Source organism: Mesorhizobium sp. WSM4976, from assembly GCF_029625685.1.
GTDB lineage: Bacteria > Pseudomonadota > Alphaproteobacteria > Rhizobiales > Rhizobiaceae > Mesorhizobium.
On sequence record NZ_JARTVT010000005.1, the window covers coordinates 1 to 17,089 of the forward strand.

17 protein-coding genes are annotated in these 17,089 nt (G+C 64.2%); 12 read left to right on the forward strand and 5 right to left on the reverse strand.

The genetic code is table 11. From position 1 onward, the window contains the following. Window positions 1–192: 192 nt before the first annotated feature. Window positions 193–1,182: a sugar-binding protein gene (locus P9272_RS07410; RefSeq protein WP_128256447.1), complete on the reverse strand. Its 990-nt coding sequence runs from the start codon at window positions 1,180–1,182 to the stop codon at window positions 193–195. A gap of 57 nt (window positions 1,183–1,239) precedes the next feature. Between P9272_RS07410 and P9272_RS07415 the strand changes: the two genes are divergently transcribed. The 12 genes from P9272_RS07415 to P9272_RS07470 all read left to right on the forward strand — a co-directional run bounded on the left by P9272_RS07415 (window position 1,240) and on the right by P9272_RS07470 (window position 11,662). Then, window positions 1,240–1,509 (forward strand): hypothetical protein, encoded by a 270-nt coding sequence (locus P9272_RS07415; RefSeq protein ID WP_278160010.1) that lies wholly within the window; start codon window positions 1,240–1,242, stop codon window positions 1,507–1,509. 127 nt (window positions 1,510–1,636) lie between these two features. Next, entirely contained in the window at window positions 1,637–2,380 is a 744-nt protein-coding gene (locus P9272_RS07420) for an ATP-binding cassette domain-containing protein (RefSeq protein WP_128256449.1), read from the forward strand. Between the two features lie 40 nt (window positions 2,381–2,420). After that, on the forward strand, window positions 2,421–3,419 hold the full coding sequence (locus P9272_RS07425) for an ABC transporter permease (protein WP_128256450.1): 999 nt from the start codon (window positions 2,421–2,423) through the stop codon (window positions 3,417–3,419). 146 nt (window positions 3,420–3,565) lie between these two features. Next, entirely contained in the window at window positions 3,566–4,393 is an 828-nt protein-coding gene (locus tag P9272_RS07430; protein ID WP_278160011.1) for a helix-turn-helix domain-containing protein, read from the forward strand. A 105-nt stretch (window positions 4,394–4,498) separates the two neighbouring features. Continuing rightward, window positions 4,499–4,942: an SRPBCC family protein gene (locus tag P9272_RS07435; RefSeq protein WP_278160012.1), complete on the forward strand. Its 444-nt coding sequence runs from the start codon at window positions 4,499–4,501 to the stop codon at window positions 4,940–4,942. Window positions 4,943–4,954: 12 nt separating this feature from the next. After that, a complete protein-coding gene (locus P9272_RS07440) occupies window positions 4,955–5,749 on the forward strand; it encodes an FAD binding domain-containing protein (protein ID WP_278160013.1) in 795 nt (264 codons plus the stop codon). A 56-nt stretch (window positions 5,750–5,805) separates the two neighbouring features. Further along, window positions 5,806–6,288, forward strand: coding sequence for a (2Fe-2S)-binding protein (locus P9272_RS07445; protein WP_278160014.1), 483 nt, complete (start codon window positions 5,806–5,808; stop codon window positions 6,286–6,288). Between the two features lie 11 nt (window positions 6,289–6,299). Continuing rightward, complete coding sequence (locus P9272_RS07450) at window positions 6,300–7,667, forward strand: xanthine dehydrogenase family protein molybdopterin-binding subunit (RefSeq protein WP_278160015.1); 1,368 nt, start codon at window positions 6,300–6,302, stop codon at window positions 7,665–7,667. A gap of 1 nt (window position 7,668) precedes the next feature. Then, window positions 7,669–8,673 carry a molybdopterin cofactor-binding domain-containing protein gene (locus P9272_RS07455; protein WP_278160016.1) on the forward strand — a complete coding sequence of 335 codons (1,005 nt, stop codon included), beginning with the start codon at window positions 7,669–7,671 and terminating at the stop codon, window positions 8,671–8,673. Window positions 8,674–8,680: 7 nt separating this feature from the next. Then, entirely contained in the window at window positions 8,681–9,562 is an 882-nt protein-coding gene (locus P9272_RS07460) for a MoxR family ATPase (RefSeq protein ID WP_278160017.1), read from the forward strand. Window positions 9,563–9,638: 76 nt separating this feature from the next. Continuing rightward, window positions 9,639–10,775, forward strand: coding sequence for a VWA domain-containing protein (locus tag P9272_RS07465; protein ID WP_278160018.1), 1,137 nt, complete (start codon window positions 9,639–9,641; stop codon window positions 10,773–10,775). Then, complete coding sequence (locus P9272_RS07470) at window positions 10,775–11,662, forward strand: amidohydrolase (protein ID WP_278160214.1); 888 nt, start codon at window positions 10,775–10,777, stop codon at window positions 11,660–11,662. The genes P9272_RS07465 and P9272_RS07470 overlap by 1 nt, the downstream gene beginning before the upstream one ends. Before the next feature lie 7 nt (window positions 11,663–11,669). Here P9272_RS07470 and P9272_RS07475 read toward each other — a convergent pair whose 3' ends face one another. From P9272_RS07475 to P9272_RS07490, 4 genes are all read right to left on the reverse strand, one after another. Further along, window positions 11,670–12,077 (reverse strand): carboxymuconolactone decarboxylase family protein, encoded by a 408-nt coding sequence (locus tag P9272_RS07475; RefSeq protein WP_278160019.1) that lies wholly within the window; start codon window positions 12,075–12,077, stop codon window positions 11,670–11,672. A gap of 258 nt (window positions 12,078–12,335) precedes the next feature. After that, window positions 12,336–13,832, reverse strand: coding sequence for a sugar ABC transporter ATP-binding protein (locus P9272_RS07480; protein ID WP_278160020.1), 1,497 nt, complete (start codon window positions 13,830–13,832; stop codon window positions 12,336–12,338). Then, window positions 13,832–14,887, reverse strand: a complete 1,056-nt coding sequence (locus P9272_RS07485) for a hypothetical protein (protein WP_278160021.1) — start codon at window positions 14,885–14,887, stop codon at window positions 13,832–13,834. Before P9272_RS07485 ends, P9272_RS07480 begins: the two co-directional genes overlap by 1 nt. Continuing rightward, window positions 14,884–17,007, reverse strand: coding sequence for an SMP-30/gluconolactonase/LRE family protein (locus tag P9272_RS07490; protein WP_278160022.1), 2,124 nt, complete (start codon window positions 17,005–17,007; stop codon window positions 14,884–14,886). The genes P9272_RS07485 and P9272_RS07490 overlap by 4 nt, the downstream gene beginning before the upstream one ends. Window positions 17,008–17,089 lie beyond the last annotated feature (82 nt).

Consider the following 17,089-nt stretch of genomic DNA (forward strand, 5'->3'; position numbering starts at 1 on the left):
CCCCCCCCCCCCCCCCCCCCCCCCCCCCCCCCCCCCCCCCCGCCCCCCCCCCCCCCCCCCCCCCCCCCCCCCCCCGCGGCCGCCGCCCCCCCCCCCCCCCCCCCCCCCCCCCCCCCCCCCCCCCCCCCGGGCGGCGGCCCCCCCCCCCCCCCCCCCCCCCGCTTTTCCGATGGTTCCGGATGCAGCCTGCGCCTACTTCTGGATGCAGGTGTCGACCGTTTCCTTGGTGCATTCGTCGAGGCCGGTGAAGACCGGATCGTCGACCTTCTTGCCGCCGATGAGGTCGAGCATCACCGAAGGCGCCTTGTAGCCCATTTCGAACGGCCGCTGGCCTACCAGCGCGGTCACCAGGCCTTCCTTGGCGATTGCCACCTCGTCGCCGATCGTGTCGGCGGCACCGATGACGAACTCGTTCTTGGCGATCTTGTCGGCCATCGGCTTGAACAGATCGCGATAGGGCTGCGGGGCGCCGAACAACGGCCAGCCGCCCATGATGCCAAAGGCGTCGAGCTTCGGATTGGCGGCAAGGATGTCGGTCATAGCCTGCACGCCCTTGGCGCCGTCGTCGTTGGTGAACACCGGGCAGCCGGGGGCTTCGGTCCAGCCGCCTTCGCCGGCAAGTGCCGCGAGGCCTTCCTTGCCCGTCAGCGCGTCGCGCATGCCCTGCGCGCGGCGCAGGATGTTGTCGGCAGCCGGGTTGCCCTCGATGGTGCAGATCGTGCCGCCCTTCGGCTTGGCCTTCTTGATGTACTCGCCGATCTTCTTGCCCATCAGGTAGTTGTCGGTGCCGAGATAGGTCTTGCGAAGGGCGGCGTCTTCCTTGGTAAGGTCGGCGTCGACCGTCATGATCGGGATCGAGGGATTGGCGCTCTTGATCGTCTGCGCGATCAGCGGCGCGTTGGACGGCGAGATCGCCATCGCGGCCGTGTCGGGCTTGCTCAGCATGTCCTGCACGATCTGCGCTTCACCCGCCTCGTCCGAGGTCGATGCCGGACCGGTGTAGAAGCATTCATATTCCGCGCTGGCGTTCTCCTTGTTCCACTTCTCGCAGCCCTGATGAATGGCTTCGAAGAACGGATTGTCGAGACCTTTCACGACGATGACGAGCTGTTTCTTGGCCAAAGCCGGCCCTGCGCCCAACGCCATGGCGGCGACGGCGGCAAGCAAAAGTGTTTTCCTCATATCATTCCTCCCTTGAAACAAACGGACACCGCGTGCCCGCCACACCGATCAGACCCGATGCTCAAGAACGATGGCGAGCATCTTCGCAATGCTCGTGTCCCGGGCCGGGCTGATAAGCATTTGCCGATCCGTTTGCCCCAATACTGGCGCAGCCGAATCCTTGATCGTCAAGCCATTTGCCCCGTTCCACCCTATGCGCGGCTCGATGGGCAAATTGTTCCTCCGAGCCTAGCTAATATCGGCTTTTCGCCAACGGTCAATTCCTATTTGTCCTACAAAACCGATTTTTTGTCGAGTCTCGAAATTAATCGTCTGACAATTGATTGACGGCTTTGCCGGCTTTTGCCTTAATGCACGTATCGCGCCGTTCGTGAGGAGATGGACGGGCGGAACGCAAGCGGCGCCGGCGAGCCCGGCGAAAGGCTGCGTCAACAAATGGGGAGGCTTAAGGCTGGTGTCGGTTCTCGAACTCGCCAACATCTCGAAACATTTCGGCGCCATCCAGGCGGTCAACGACGTCTCGTTCTCGCTGGAGGCTGGCGAGGTCGTCGGCCTGATGGGCGATAACGGCGCCGGCAAGTCGACGCTGGTGAAGATGATCGCCGGCAATTTCCGCCCGAGCCACGGCACCATGCGTCTGGAGGGCAAGGAGATTGTCATGCATAAGCCGGCCGAGGCCCGCCAGCACGGCATCGAGATCGTCCACCAGGACCTTGCACTGTGCAACAATCTGACGGCCGCGGCAAACGTCTATCTCGGCCGCGAGCTGCGCCGCGGCATCGGCCCGTTCCGCATCCTCGACTACGCCGCGATGTACAAACGCGCGGGCCAGCTCTTTGCCGAGCTGAAATCCGAAACGCGGCCGCGCGACTTGGTCAAGCAGATGTCGGGCGGCCAGCGCCAGGCCGTTGCGATCGCCCGCACCATGCTGTCGCAGGCCAAAATCGTGCTGATGGACGAGCCGACGGCTGCGATCTCGGTCAGACAGGTGGCCGAGGTGCTCAACCTCATCCGCCACCTGCGCGACCAGGGCATCGCCGTCGTGCTGATCAGCCACCGCATGCCCGACGTGTTCGATGTCGCCGACCGCGTCATCGTCATGCGGCGCGGCCGCAAAGTCGCCGACAAGAAGATCGCCTTGAGCTCGCCCGAGGAAGTCACCGGGCTGATCACCGGCGCCATCGAACAGGTTGCGTGATCGCGTGGATCGAGCGTCACACCTTCAGGAAAGGTCGATAATGGCAGTTACCCTTGACCAGACGATCGCCCAGAAGCAGCACACCTTCCTGTCGCGACTCCTTGCCAACCAGACATTCTGGGTGGTGATAGCGGTCATTCTCGCCTGCCTGTTCCTCTCCTTCGCGACCGATTCCTTCGCCACGTCGAAGAACCTCTTCAACATCACCCGCAACGTCACCTTCGTCGCCATCGTCGCGCTGGGCATGACCTTCGTCATCATCACCGGCGGCATCGACCTGTCCGTCGGCTCGGTGCTCTGCCTGTGCTCCATGGTGCTCGCCGTCACCATGCATGCCGGCTATTCGATCGAGATCGGCATCCTCGCCACGATCGTCACCGCGCTCGCCATCGGCGCCTTCAACGGGGTGCTCATCGCCTATGTCGGCTTCCCGCCTTTCGTGGTGACGCTCGGCATGCTCTCGGTCGCGCGCAGCCTTGCGATGGTCGCCTCGAACAACACCGTGGTCTTCCAGTTCGGTCCGGATCACCAGAAGCTTCTGGCACTGGGCGGCGGCGCCTGGCTCTTCGGCATCGCCAACCCGGTCCTTTATATGATCATCCTGGCGCTGATCACCGGCTTCATCCTGCGCTGGACCAAGTTCGGCCGGCACATCTTCGCCATCGGCGGCAACGAGCACGCGGCGACGCTGACCGGCGTGCCGGTCAAGCAGATCAAGGTCGCCGTCTACATGATCTCGGCGCTGTCGGCCGGGCTTGCCGGCATCATCCAGACCGGCTGGCTGGGTGCGGTCACCACCAATCTCGGCACCGGCATGGAGCTGCAGGTCATCGCAGCCACCGTCATCGGCGGCGCCAATCTTGCCGGCGGCGTCGGCACCGCGCTCGGCGCCATCGTCGGCGCCGCCCTGATCGAGGTGATCCGCAACAGCCTCGGCCTGCTTGGCATCAACGCCTTCTGGCAAGGCACCTTCATCGGCGGCGCGATCATCCTGGCGGTGCTGTTCGACCGCATCCGCAACTTCAGGCGCAGCGACTAGCTCCTATCGCCCAGTCTGAAAATCGGTCCGGATGGGCGATGCGAGACGGCCATCATTCCTGCCCGCCTTGACGCAACCGCAAACTCAGCCGCACTATCCTCCGGCAGGCGAAGGGAGGCCAGTCGCCTGCGGGAGGAACGATACCCATGACGGACGCGATCAGGCTCTATTGGGGCCGGTTCGGACATGTTTCCGTGCTGAATGTCGCCAACGACTTCGTCACCCATGCCCATGGCGAGGCACATCTCATCATCTGGTTGGAAGGCACGGCAGGCGAAATGACCATCGGCCGCGAAACGGTCCGGCTTGGGCTTGGCACCGCAGCCGGCATCAATTCGTTCCAGCCGCACAGCCACGCCCTTTCCCGCGATGGCAAGCCCGGCCTCTTCCTGGCCTTTTACATTGATCCCGATTGGGCGCGCCGACGCCGCGACCTGCCCTCCTCGGCGCCGCTGTTCACGCGGGCCGCAATCACGCTGGAGCCCTGGCTGCACCAGGCGGCGGCCAACCTGCTCGATCATCTGACCGACAATGAGAGCATCGGCGACGTCGCCAATTACGAGATCGAGCGTTTCATCGACAGCGTGCTCGACGCGGCGGATGCCTCGTCGCCGCGGATAGCCCGCGAACGTATCAACACGATGCTCGACTTCCGAGTCCGCAAGGCGATCCAGTTGATGAAGGCCAATGTCTGCGAGCGCATCTCGTTCGACGATGTGGCTCGTTCGGTCGGCCTGTCCCGGCCGCACTTCTTCGCGCTGTTCAAGGAACAGACTAACCTGACGCCGAACGTCTACTGGAACACGCTGCGCATGGAGGAAGCTGTGCGGCAGCTGCAGTGGTCGCAGGAACCGCTGATCTCGGTCGCCTGCAATCTCGGCTTCACCACCCAGGGCAATTTCTCGCGCTTCTTCCGCGACCATGTCGGCGTGCCGCCAACGCTCTATCGTGAGGCCGCAAGAGTCACGGCCTAAGGCGTCTGTTTTTCCGACTGGTTGATACGCAGCCGAGACGAATTGATAAGCGCCGGCTCGACGGTCGCCCTAGCCTGTTCCCGATCGTTGCAAGGGAACCAGTCTATGGCGAAAGTAACCATTTCAAGCGTCATCGACGCGCCGGTCGGGCAGGTCTGGGCGCGCATCCGCGACTTCAACGGTCTCCCGGGCTGGCACCCGCGTATGGTGGAAAGCCATATCGAGGACGGCAAGGACGCCACCACGATCGGCTGCGTGCGTAATTTCAAACTGGTGAGCGGCGCTACGCTTCGTGAAAAGCTGCTCGAGTTCTCCGACGAGAATTTCCTGGTCAGCTATTCCATCCTCGAAACGCCGCAGCCGCTCACCAATCACAAGGCAACGTTGCAATTGCGCCGCGTCACCGACGGCGACCGCACCTATGCGGAATGGACGGCGAGCTTCGACGCGGCACCGGAGGACGCCGACAAGCTGGCTGACGGCATGGGTGCCAATGTCTTCCAGGGTGGCTTCAACGCTCTGAAGGCCCATTTCGCTGCCCAAAGCTGACGGGAGCGCGCCATGCCGCTTGCGCTGCAGACCTTCCCAACCGTGAAAGACGCCAATGCGACCTTGCAGGCCGCCGGCACGCGTTATCTCGGCGGCGGCACGCTGGTGATCCGCGCCGCCAATGAAGGCGATGTGTCCACATCCAGCCTGGTCCGCGTCACCGATCCTGGCCTTTCGCAAATCGCTGTTGCCGGCGGCAAGGTCCGGCTGGGCGCCTCCTTCACCATGGCCGCGATTGCCAGCCATCCCGAGCTTGCCGCGCTCGCGCCAGCCGCGCGCGCCGTCGGCGGGCCGGCGATCCGCAATATGGCAACCGTCGGCGGCAATCTGTTCGCCCCTGCCCCTTACGGCGATTTCGCGGTAGCGCTGCTGGCGCTGGACGCGACCGTCGTCACCGAAGACGGCGAGACGCCGGTAGAGACTTTCCTGGCCGTCCGCGACACCAGCCGCGCTATCGTTACCGCTGTCGGCTTTTCATTGCCCACGGCGGAGAGCTTCCGCTTCCTGAAAGTGTCGCGCGTCAAGCCAAAGGGTGTGTCGGTGCTGAGCATCGCCGCGCTTCTGGAAATGGCGGCCGACGGCACGGTGGCCTCGGTGCGGATAGCGATGGGTTGCATGGCCGATCGGCCGATTCGCGCTTTGGCCGCGGAGAAGGGGCTGCTCGGCCGCAAGCTCACGCCGCAGGGAATCGCGCCGGCGCTTGCCGCCGCGGCCGAAGGCACCGCGCCCATCACCGATCCGATCGCCAGCGCCTGGTATCGCGCCGAGGTGCTGCCGGTCTATCTCGGGCGGCTGTTGTTGAATTAGTCCGTGAGGGACGCGCGTCTGTTCGGTTCGTCCGGGCAGGCGCGCAAGGAGGAAAAATGGCGAAAGTCCCGGTTGAATTCACGCTCAACGGCTCTGAAAAGGCCGAGTTCATCGAGAGCGGCATGACGCTGCTCCACGCGCTCAGGGACAAGATCGGCGACACCTCGCCGAAAGGTGGCTGTCACCAGGGCACCTGCGGCGCCTGCTCCGTCATCATCGATGGTGAACTGAGGCTATCCTGCCTGACGCTGGCCGAGACCTGCAACGGCGCCAATATCAAGACCACCGCCGGCCTTGCCGAAGGCGGCGTGCTGCATCCGTTGCAGCGCGCCTTCCTAGATGCTTTTGCCACGCAATGCGGCTTCTGCACGCCGGGCATGATGATGGCGGCAAAGGTGCTGCTCGACCGCACGCCGAACCCGAGCCGCGACGATGTCGTCGAGGCGCTATCGGGCAACATCTGCCGCTGCACCGGCTACGAGCCGATCATCCAGGCAGTTTTGCTTGCGGCGCGCGCCAACTCGCAGAACGCCGCCTGAGGGAACGAGCCATGGAAATGCGCAAGGACTACTTCGCCGATGTGCGCCAGGACGGCCTGCACGAGATCGGCCAGGCTCGCCCACGGCTCGATTCGCCGGGACATGTCACCGGCAAGACTGCCTATTTCGCCGACCGGAATTTTCCTGGCATGCTGCATCTGAAGATGGTGCGCAGCCCGCACCACCATGCCCGCATCCGCTCGATCGATACGTCGGAAGCGGATAAGCATCCGGGCGTGGTGCGCGTGCTGACCGCCAAGGACGTGCCGCACAATGTCTACACCATCCTGATCCTGATCCAGGTCGGTCCCGAGGACGAGACAGTGCTCGCCGACGGCAAGGTGCGCTGGAAGGGCGAGGCCGTGGTGGCGGTGCTGGCCGAGACCGAGCGCGCCGCGCAGGAAGGTGCCGCCAAGGTCAAGGTCGACTATGAGGTTCTGCCGGCGGTCTTCGACATGGAGGAGGCGCTGAAGCCCGGCGCGCCCTTGGTCAACGAATATCACGGCCAGAACTATTATCTCTACGACAGCGGCGAATGCCGCAAGGTGCGCTTCGGCGATGTCGACGCGGGCTTTGCCCAGGCCGACCATATCCTCGAGCAATCCTACCAGTCCTCGCCGATCGAGCACGCGCCGACGGAGACGACCGGCTGCGTGGTAGCGCCCGAAGGCAATGACCGCTTCACCTGCTACACCAACACGCAGGCGATGTTCTTCACCCTCGACAACACCTCGATCATCCTGCAGATGCCGGGCTCCAAGCTGCATTTCGTCGGCGGCACGGTCGGCGGCGGCTTCGGCGGCAAGGTCGACGTCATCGTCGAGCCGATCGCCATCCTCGGCGCCAAGCTCACCGGACGCCCTGTCTCCTTCGTCTACACCCGCGAGGAGGAGATGCAGATCTCTTCGCCGCGCGCGGCCGAAATGGTCGTCATCAAGGACGGCGTGATGAAGGATGGCCGCATCGTCGCGCGCATGGTGACAGGCTACACTGACGCAGGCGCCTATTCGCGCCACTCGCCCTATGGCACGCAGAAGGGTGCCGCGCACTATCCAGGGCCCTACACGATCCCGAACGTCTGGATCGACACCTACTGCGTCTACACCAACCGGACGCCCTCCTCGGCCATGCGCGGCTTTGGCGTCACCATCGGCGACTTCGCGCTGGAGGTGCAGATGGACAAGCTGGCGCGGCTGATCGGCATGGATCCGCTCGAGTTCCGCTTCATCAACGCCTATCGCGACGGCGACATGAAAGCGCATCGCCAGCCGACCGAGGGGGCGGCGCTGATCGAATGCATGCAGGAAGCCTCGCGCGTCGCCAATTGGCCGGTGGCGGGAAAATACATGGCGATGTCCTCCTACAAGAAGGGAGCCTGACATGGCGATCCGGCGTGGACGCGGCGTCGCCGCGATCAACTATCCGACCGGCATGAACCTCGGCGGCGACCCGACCCAGGCGCTGGTGCATTCGACGCCGACCGGCAATTTCATGGTCACGCTTTCCAGCGTCGATCTCGGCCAGGGCATGAAGCAGATCATGGCGCAGATCTGTGCCGAGACGATCGGCGTGCCGACCGACCGCGTCATCATCGACACCGCCGACACCGACACCGGCCCGCACTGCATGGGCACCTTCGCCTCGCGCGGCACCCACCGCGCCGGCAACGCCGTCATCCAGGCGGCCAAGGAGGCCCGCCAGGTGATGCTGGAAGTGGCGGCCGAAGAGCTGGAGGTGAACGCCTCCGACCTCGAGACCGACGGTCAGGGGAACATCCAGGTGAAAGGCGCGCCGCAGAAATCGATCTCGATCTTCGATGTCGCGCTGTCGGCGCATTTCAAGCGCGGCCGCTCGATCTCGGGTCGCGGCATGTTCCTGATCCCGCGCTCCTATCCGGAAAAGGAGACCGGGGCGATGAAGCCATCGACCTGCTATGCTCATGCCTGCACCGTGGCCGAGGTCGAGGTCGACGACGAGACCGGCGAAGTGAGGGTGCTTAAGGTGAAGAACGTCTTCGAGATCGGCCGCGCGCTCAACCCGAAGATGGTCGAGCAGCAGCTTGTCGGCGGCTCCTGGATGGGCATCAGCCACGCGCTCTACGAAACGACCGAGCCCTATTATCCAAACCGCGACCACGGCGGCACCGATTTCAACCAGTATCTGATGCCGGGCCCCGGCGATCTGGCCGAGACCGAGATCATCGTGCTGGAGCGTCCTTCGGCCGACGGTCCGTTCGGCGCCAAGGGGCCGGGCGAGATGTGCGCCAACCCGCAGATACCGGCCGTCGCCAATGCCGTCTTCGACGCCGTCGGCGTGCGTATCGACACGTTGCCGATCACGCCGGAACGCGTCCTGCGCGCGCTGAAGGCGCAGGCCGCGGGCTGAGGGGACGATGGCAAACGCCGACGCTGTTGCGGTCGCGGCTTCACCAGAGGAGATAGCCGCGCGGCTTGCCGCCTCGCGCTATCTGGCCGACGACAGCCTTGCAACCGCGATCTTCCTGGCGATCCGCCTGCGCAAGCCGCTGCTCCTCGAAGGCGCGCCGGGCGTCGGCAAGACCGAGGCCGCCAAGGCGGTCGCCGAACTGCTCGGCCGCGAGCTGGTGCGGCTTCAATGCTATGAAGGCATCGATGCCGGGCATGCGCTTTACGAGTGGAACTATCAGCGCCAGCTGCTCGCCATCCGCCATGCCGGCGAGCATGAGATCGACATCTATGACGACCGCTTCTTGATCGCCCGGCCTCTGCTGCAGGTGCTGCGGGCGCCGGACGAGCGCGTGCTGCTGGTCGACGAGATCGACCGTTCGGACCACGAGTTCGAAGCGCTGCTGCTCGAATTCCTCTCCGACTTCCAGATCAGCATTCCCGAGCGTGGCACGATCCGCGCGGCAACGCAGCCTATCGTCATCCTGACCTCGAACCGCACCCGTGAGCTTGCCGAGGCGCTGCGCCGGCGCTGCGTCTACCACTGGATCGGCTATCCCGACGCCCAGCGCGAGGCCGAGATCATCATGCTACGCTCGGGTGATGTCGCCGAGGCGACGGCAAAAGCGGTGGCGAACGCAGTGCAGGAGATCCGCGCACGGCCATTGGCCAAGCCGCCGGGGATAGCCGAAGCAGTCGAATGGGCGAACGCCGCGACCATCCTTGAAAAAGGCGGCAGTCCGTGGCCGGAAGCCTTCCGGCGGGCCATCGGCGTGCTGATCAAGGACGAGGAGGATTTGTCCGCGATCGCGCCGGAGCTTGGGAGGATTGTCGAGGAGGCGCTGGCGTGATGGGCAATCGCAATGTGCTAGCGCAAAGCCCTAGGGTTAATTTACGCCGCCGGCAGTACAGAGGGAGCGCGAAGGAATGAGGCGCCCGCGAAGTCTGCGCCCTGCCGCCGCGCCTTTCCTCGGCTTCGCGCGTTTGCTCCGTGATCACGCCTTCCCCATCGCACCAGAACAGACCATCAGCTTCATGCAGGCGGTAACCCTGCTCGGCCCCCGCTCGATGGACGATATCTACGAGGCGGCGCTTGCCACGCTTGCGCCCTCGCTCGATCGCCGCGACGAATTCGAGGCGCATTTCCGCAGCTATTTCTACGGCGACGCCAAGCCCTCGATCGAGGGCCAGGAGGACGACGAAACCCGGATCAAGGACGACCGCGGCGCGCGCGAAGAAGAAAAACAAACCATCCGCCAGGAGAAAGGCGGCGAACTGTCCTCGGCGCTTGAACAATTAAGCAGCCGCGATTTCCAGCGCGATACCGATGGCCTCGGCCAGTTCCGCCGCAAGCTCGCCACCGCCGTGCCCGCGCGCCGTTCCTTCCGCGCCGAGCGCACCCGCTCACGCGGCACGCTCGACCTCAGACGTTCGCTCAGTGAAATCGTGAGCGCCGACGGCGACATCCCCTCGCCGCTGCTGCGTCGCCGCCAGACCATATCGCGGAAACTGCTCCTGCTTATCGACGTTTCCGGCTCGATGAAGCAGCACACCGCCGACTACCTCAAGCTCGCGCATGCGGCGGTGCAAGGCGCGCACCGCGCGGAAATCTTCACCTTCGGCACGCGGCTCACCCGCATCACCTCGGCCCTGCGCATCCGAGATCGCGAGCAGGCGCTCGCCCGCGCCGCGGCCTTGGTCGACGACTGGGACGGCGGCACCCGCATGGGCCCGACGCTGCTCGCCTTCCTGTCTGTGCCACGCTTTTCCGCCTTCGCGCGCGGGGCCTGCGTCGTCGTCCTGTCGGATGCGCTGGAGCGTGGCGACCATTGCGACCTCGAAACCGCGATGCGGCGGCTCAGCGCCCGCGCCTTCCGTCTGTCGCTGGCGAGCCCGCTCGCCGGCGATCCGCGCTTTCGCCCGGAAACTGCGGCGCTACGGGCAATCCTGCCGGTCCTCGACGATCTCGTCGACGGCTCGTCGGTCGGGAGTCTCACCGACTTCATCCTGTCGCTCGCCAGCTCTGCCCCGGCGGCCGAGACCATATGGAAAAGGGTATCGTGATGCAGAAAGCCATCGACGCACATTTTCACATCTGGCGCCAAAAGGACCAGCCCTGGCTGGTCGGGCCAATGGTGCCGCGCATCTTCGGCCCCTATGAGCCGATCCGCCGCGACTATCCAATCACCGAGTTCCTCGAAGACCAGAAAGGCTCGGGCGTCGAGAAGGCCGTCTATGTCCAGACAAACTGGGCCAAGGAGGATTTCGAGAAAGAGGTCGCCTTCCTGCAGAAGACCGCGGACGAAACCGGCTGGCCCCACGCCGTCGTCGGCTATGCCGACATGACTGTCGACGATGTCCGCCCGCAAATCGACCGGTTGATGAAATACAAGCTGCTGCGCGGCGTGCGCATGCAGCTGCATTGGCACGAGACGCCTGCCTTCCGCTTTGCCGCCTCGGCCGACCAGGTGATCGATCCGAACGTGCGGAAGAACGTGGCGCTGCTGAAGGACTACGGACTGACCTTCGACCTGCAGCTTTTCCCGGCGCAGATGAAGGACGGCCTGACGCTGGTCGGCGAGAACCCGGAGACGAATTTCATCCTCACTCATGCAGGCATGCTGACCGGCATGGAGCCGGAAACCACCGAAGCGTGGAAGGCCGGTCTCCGTACGCTTTCGGCGGCGCCCAATGTCTACGCCAAGCTGTCGGGGCTCGGCACGTTCGAGCACCGCAACGACCCGAAGCTCATCGCCTACATCGTCGACAACGCGGTCGAGATTCTCGGCAGCAACCGGCTGATGTACGGCTCGAACTTTCCGATCGAAAAACTCTGGACCAGCCATGCCGAGCTGATCAAGGCGTACCGCGCTGCTGTGGGCAGGCACGGCGCGAAGGCCGAGGCGGACATCTTCTGGAACACGGCGGAGAAAGTGTATCGGCCGGTTTAGGGCGGGCTCACTTAACCTCAAATTGCGGGTCGAGCGGGATCTGCATGGCTGTCACCAGATGGTTGGTCTGCCCCGCTAGCCCGATGATCGACACAAGCTCGCCATGCTGCGCGTCGGTCATGCCCTTGGCGCGGGCAGCGGCCGTGTGCGAGTGGATGCAGTAGGAGCAGCCATTGGCGGTCGAGACCGCGATGTAGATCATTTCCTTGGTCAACGGATCGATGACGCTGTCGGCGACCATCACCGCCTTGAGCTGCTCCCAGACCCGCTTTAGCGCCGCCGGATCGTTGGAGAGACCGCGCCAGAAATTGTTGACGAAGTCGGATTTCCGCGTCGCGCGGATATCGTCGAACACGGCCTTCACTGCCGGGATCTTTTCGACCTCTGCATCGCTGAGCAGTTTTGTGGTGGCCATGGTGTTTTCCCTTTCAGTTTTTGATGCCAGAGGATTGAATCAGATGCTTAATAGCCTCTGATAATCCACTCACTTGATTGGCATTTTCACTTTCTGCGTGGCTAGGCGCTGCCGCCGAGGTGTGTAGAGATTCAGGTCAGGCCGAGTCGAAAATGGTGGGCTCCGAGAACCGGAGCGGAACGTACTTTTCGTACGTGGGCACCGGAAGCGCAGGAACCCGCCATTTGCAGACCGGCCTCACCTGAATATCGCCACACCCTAATGCACCGCCGCATACATAATCTTCTCCTCCGTCGCCTCCGCCGGCGAGAATTCCTCCACGATGCGGCCCTGGCGGCAGACGAGGATGCGGTCCGACAGGTTCATGATCTCCGGCAGGTAGGACGAGATGACGACGACAGCGAGACCTTCGTCGGCCAGCCGGTTGATGATCTGGTGGATCTCGGCGATCGCGCCGACGTCGACGCCGCGCGTCGGCTCGTCGAAGATGACGATGCGCGGCTGCTGCACCAGCCCTTTGCCGATCACCACTTTCTGCTGGTTGCCCCCGGAGAGCTCGACGACGCGCGCATTGTCATTGATCGCCTTGATGTTGAGCGTCTTGGTCCACTCGACCGAGAGCTGCCGCATCTCCTGCTGGTTGATCACCCAGGCCTTTTCTCGGCCGGCGGCGAGCAGCCCGCCGAACAGGTTCTCGGCGATGCCCATCGTCTCGAAGATGCCTTCGCTCTTGCGGTCCTCGGTGACGTAGACGATGCCGTCGGCCACCGCCTCGCTCGGCACCAGGTAGCGTACCGGCTTGTCGTCGAGTTCGATCGCGCCGCCGCGCAGGAAATCGCGCTTGTAGATGCCAGACACGATCTTGAACGTCTCGGTGCGGCCGGATCCGATCAGCCCGAACACACCGGTGATCTGGCCCTCGAAGATCGAGAAGGAATTGTTGCGCACGATGTTGCTCATCGAGATGTCCTGCACCGAGAGCACTTTCTTGCCGGCCTTGCGCAGTTTCGCCTCGTCGCGCTGCCGGTAGATCTGCCCCGACAGCGAGCGGCCCACCATGGCGGCGACGATCCTGTCGCGGTCGAAGGCCGATGTCTCGTCGGTGATCACCAGTTCGCCGTCGCGCAGGATAGTGATGCGGTCGGCGATCATCAGCGCTTCTTCCAGCGCGTGGCTGATGAAGACGATGGATACGCCGCGCGCCTTCAGCCGGCGGATCAGCGCGAAGAAATGTCGCTTCTCCTCAGGGGTCAGCGTCGCCGTCGGCTCGTCGAAGATAATTATCTCCGCATTGTGGTGGACAGCGCGCGCGATCTCGACCATCTGCCGCTTGGCGGCGCCAAGCGTCGCCACCATGGCACTGGGATCGACCGGAAAATTCAGCGACTGAAGGAATTGCTGCGCCGAGATATAGGTGCCGCGCAGCCGGTTGAGGAATTTTTCCGTGCCGAGATAGAGGTTCTGCGCGACCGTCATCGACGGCACCAGGCTGGTCTCCTGAAACACCATGGCGATGCCGGCTTCAAGTGCTGCATGCGGCGAGGCGTAAGCCGTCTCGACGCCCTTGTGAAACATCTTGCCCGAACTGGCGTCGACGACGCCGGCGATGATCTTGGTCAGCGTCGACTTGCCGGCGCCGTTCTCGCCGAGCAGTGCGTGGATCTCGCCTTTCCGCAAATCGAACGTGACGTTCTTCACCGCCGGCACGCCGCGATAGGTCTTGGTGACGTTTTCCAGACGGACGATCGGTTCCATCAGAAACCTCCCGCGATTGCGTCGAGCGCCAGCACGCAATCGCCGCCTTTCGAGGAGACGAACAGGCGGCCGTCCCGTTCGGCCACGCTGCAGATGCCGTGGCGCCTGCCGTTGGCGCGGCTGTGCAGGCTGAATTGCGGCTGCAGAGTCCGGTCGAGCTTCACCACGAGGCCGTAGGAGCGGCTGGGTGACCACGGCTTGTGGATGCCCATGGTGCGGATGCCGCCGCATTGCAGCGGTTCGAGGAAGCTGCGGTTGGAGGCCAGCGCCGGCGCGATCCAGTAGGCCGGCGGCACTTGGTCGATCATGTCCTGGCGATAATGCGTTTCCTGCAGCACGAATTCGATCAGCCGGTTGCGCGGCGCAAACAGCGTCAGCCACGCTCCGCCGTCGCCAGCCGGCGAGAGCCGCGCGGGGTAGCCGGGCAAATGCGTGAGCACTGTCGAACGGTTTCCGTTCGCGCCGTCGAAGCGGACAAGTTGATGGCGCCAGCTTTCGCTCACCAGCACGTCGCCTCCGTTCGGATGCAGCCCATAGGGAAAGGCAATGTCGCCGGCGATCCTTTCAAAACCGATCCCCCCTGCCCCGCAGCGCCACAGCGACCCGGACGTGCCCTTCTTCATCAGGTCGGCCGCCCATTGCGAAGGCGCATGCTCGGCTGACCCATTGGCCAGCCACAGCGTGCCGTCATCGGCATAGGCAAGCGCGGTGATGCACCCTAATTCGGCCGGCAGCGAAACCTCCTTGCCGGCGATCAGCAGCTTGCCGCTTTCCAGCCCAACGGTCAGCTCGCCCGATGGCGACAGCGCCACCGCGGTGACGGGCGACTGAAAGGTCTCGACCACGACAGGCCCGGAACCGGCCGCGATCGCCAGGACGGCGTTGCCGCTGGATACGAGCAGCCGGCCATCGGCCGTCAGCAAATTATCCGGCTCGTTCAATTCGGCAAAGGCAGGCGCGTCGTCCAGCCGCCTGTTGGGACGGAAGGCACCATCGAGCGGCGGGATGGTGACCGCCTTGCCGCGAAAGACGTCCAGGATCGGATCGAGGATCATGGTTTCGCTCCCCAATAGGAAGCGGGGCCCGTCCAGTTCGGATCGGCGCCGGCGATCTTGTAGCGCCCGATGCGGTTGTTGAGGATGCCGCCGACGAAGAGATAGCCCTTGTGCTCGCGCATCGAGGTCACCATCGGATGCGCATTGCCGGAAAGATCGCCGAGCGTCTCGACGATGCCGCCCTTCTCGTTGAACTTCACCACGCCGCCGGTGTTGATGTTGGGGAACAGCCATTCGTCCTGCGGCAGGCGGCGCGTCATGCGCTTGCGCATGTCAGGATGGCGCAGCGACAGGTCGAAGCTCGGCGTGCGCATGCCGAGCCAGGCCATCCAGTAATTGCCGTCGGACGCGCGGTTGATGTTGTCGGGATAGCCCGGCATGTCGCGGATGACGCACTCGGCCGTTCCCGCCCTCGGCCCTTCCAACCAGTAGCGATGCACGCGGTAGGCCCAGCTCTCGGCGAAGAACAGCGACTTGCCGTCATGCGCCATGCAGACCCCGTTGGTGTAGCGATAGCCGTCGAGCAGCGTCTTGGTCGAACCGTCCTTCGGGTCGTAGACCAGGAGGCGCCCCGTGGCACGGTTCTCGATCGAGTCCAGCGCCCAGTCGTGGGCATCATAGCGCTTGGTCGAGTCCGTGAAATAGATACGGCCATCGGGCGCGATGTCGCAATCGTTCGGGTCGCGCAGCCTTGCGTCATCGACGATCGACGTCCAGGAGCGCGACGTTTCGGCCGACAGGCGCTTCACCTCCCGCTCCGGCGAGACCGAATAAAGCCCCATTGCGCCGACGCAGCTGATCAGATTGCCTTCCTTGTCGAAGGCGAGCCCCAGCGGAAAGCCGCCGATATGGGCAAACACTTCCGATTTCACATAGTCCGGCGCGAAGAAGCGGACGATCTCGCCATGGCGCGTGCCGCAATAAAGATGATCGTCGCGGTCGAGGATGACGTCTTCCGGCCCTTCCAACTCGCCGAGCCCGATATGGTCCGCGGCCGACAGCCGATTGTCGAGCTCGTAGCACGTTCCGGAGCCGGGCGCGGCCGATTGGGTCTCACCCATCTTGAGATAGACCGGCGCGACATAGACCTCGTTCAGCACCTTGTGGCGGTTCTTCAGCCAGCGGATGTCGATGGTGACGGCGACCGCGAGCAGAATGCCGAGCACCATCTGATTGGTGCCGGTGCCGTAGCCGAGCCGGATCAGCCCGTTGGTCATGGTGAGGACGATGATGGCGCCCATCAGTCCCTTGACCACCGAGCCGCGTCCGCCTCCGAGGCTGACTCCGCCCACCACCGCCGCCGTCAGCGCCATGATTTCCAGGTTGAGGCCGGTGCCCGGGCCTGCCCCGCTCAGCCGGCAGGCGATGAGGAAACCGCCGATCGATGAGCAGAAGCCGGAAAAGACATAGGTCATGAAGACGGTGCGGCGCACCCGGATGCCGGCATTATGCGCCGAGCGACGCGAACCGCCAACCGCCAGCACATGCCAGCCCAGGCGCGAGCGCGTCAGCGCTATATGAGTGACGATCGCGAGGATGGTCGCCAGCCAGACCGAGACCGACAGGCCCCAGAACGTGCCGTCGCCGATGAAGTCGAGCACCTCGGACGAGGCTTGGGAAAGCTGGACATCGGCGGCATAGGAGCTGACCAGTATGTCGAACAACGCCCGCCCGAAGATGAAGGTGACCAGGGTGGTGAGAAAGGCGCGCAGCCTCAGATATCCGACGAGGTAACCGTTGATGGCGCCGAAAACGAGCCCGGTGGCGAGCGCCGCGGCCAGCGCCAGCCATATCGACTGCTCCAGGATGAAGAAGACATAGACGGCGGAAAAGCAGGACAGCGCGAAGATCGAGCCGACCGAGAGGTCGATGCCGCCGCCCAGCATCACCACCGTCATGCCGATGACGACCAGCGAGAACTCGCCGAGCTGGCGTGTCGATTCCTGCAGCGAGGTGAGCTTGAAGAAACCCGGAATGATCGAGCCGAAGACGCCGAGCGTCGCCACCAGCGCCAGGAACGGTATGGCATTGTCGGTCCAGCGCTTGGTCAGGATCTCCCCGACCAGATGGTCGGGCACGAGATTGTAGCGCCAGGCCTGGAGGCGTTCACGAAAAGTCATTGGCGGCTGCTGTCATTCAAACGGGAAAAGAGGTGGCCGGAACGATCTAGCCACCTCGTGGAATGCGTTCTGGCTGGGGGGC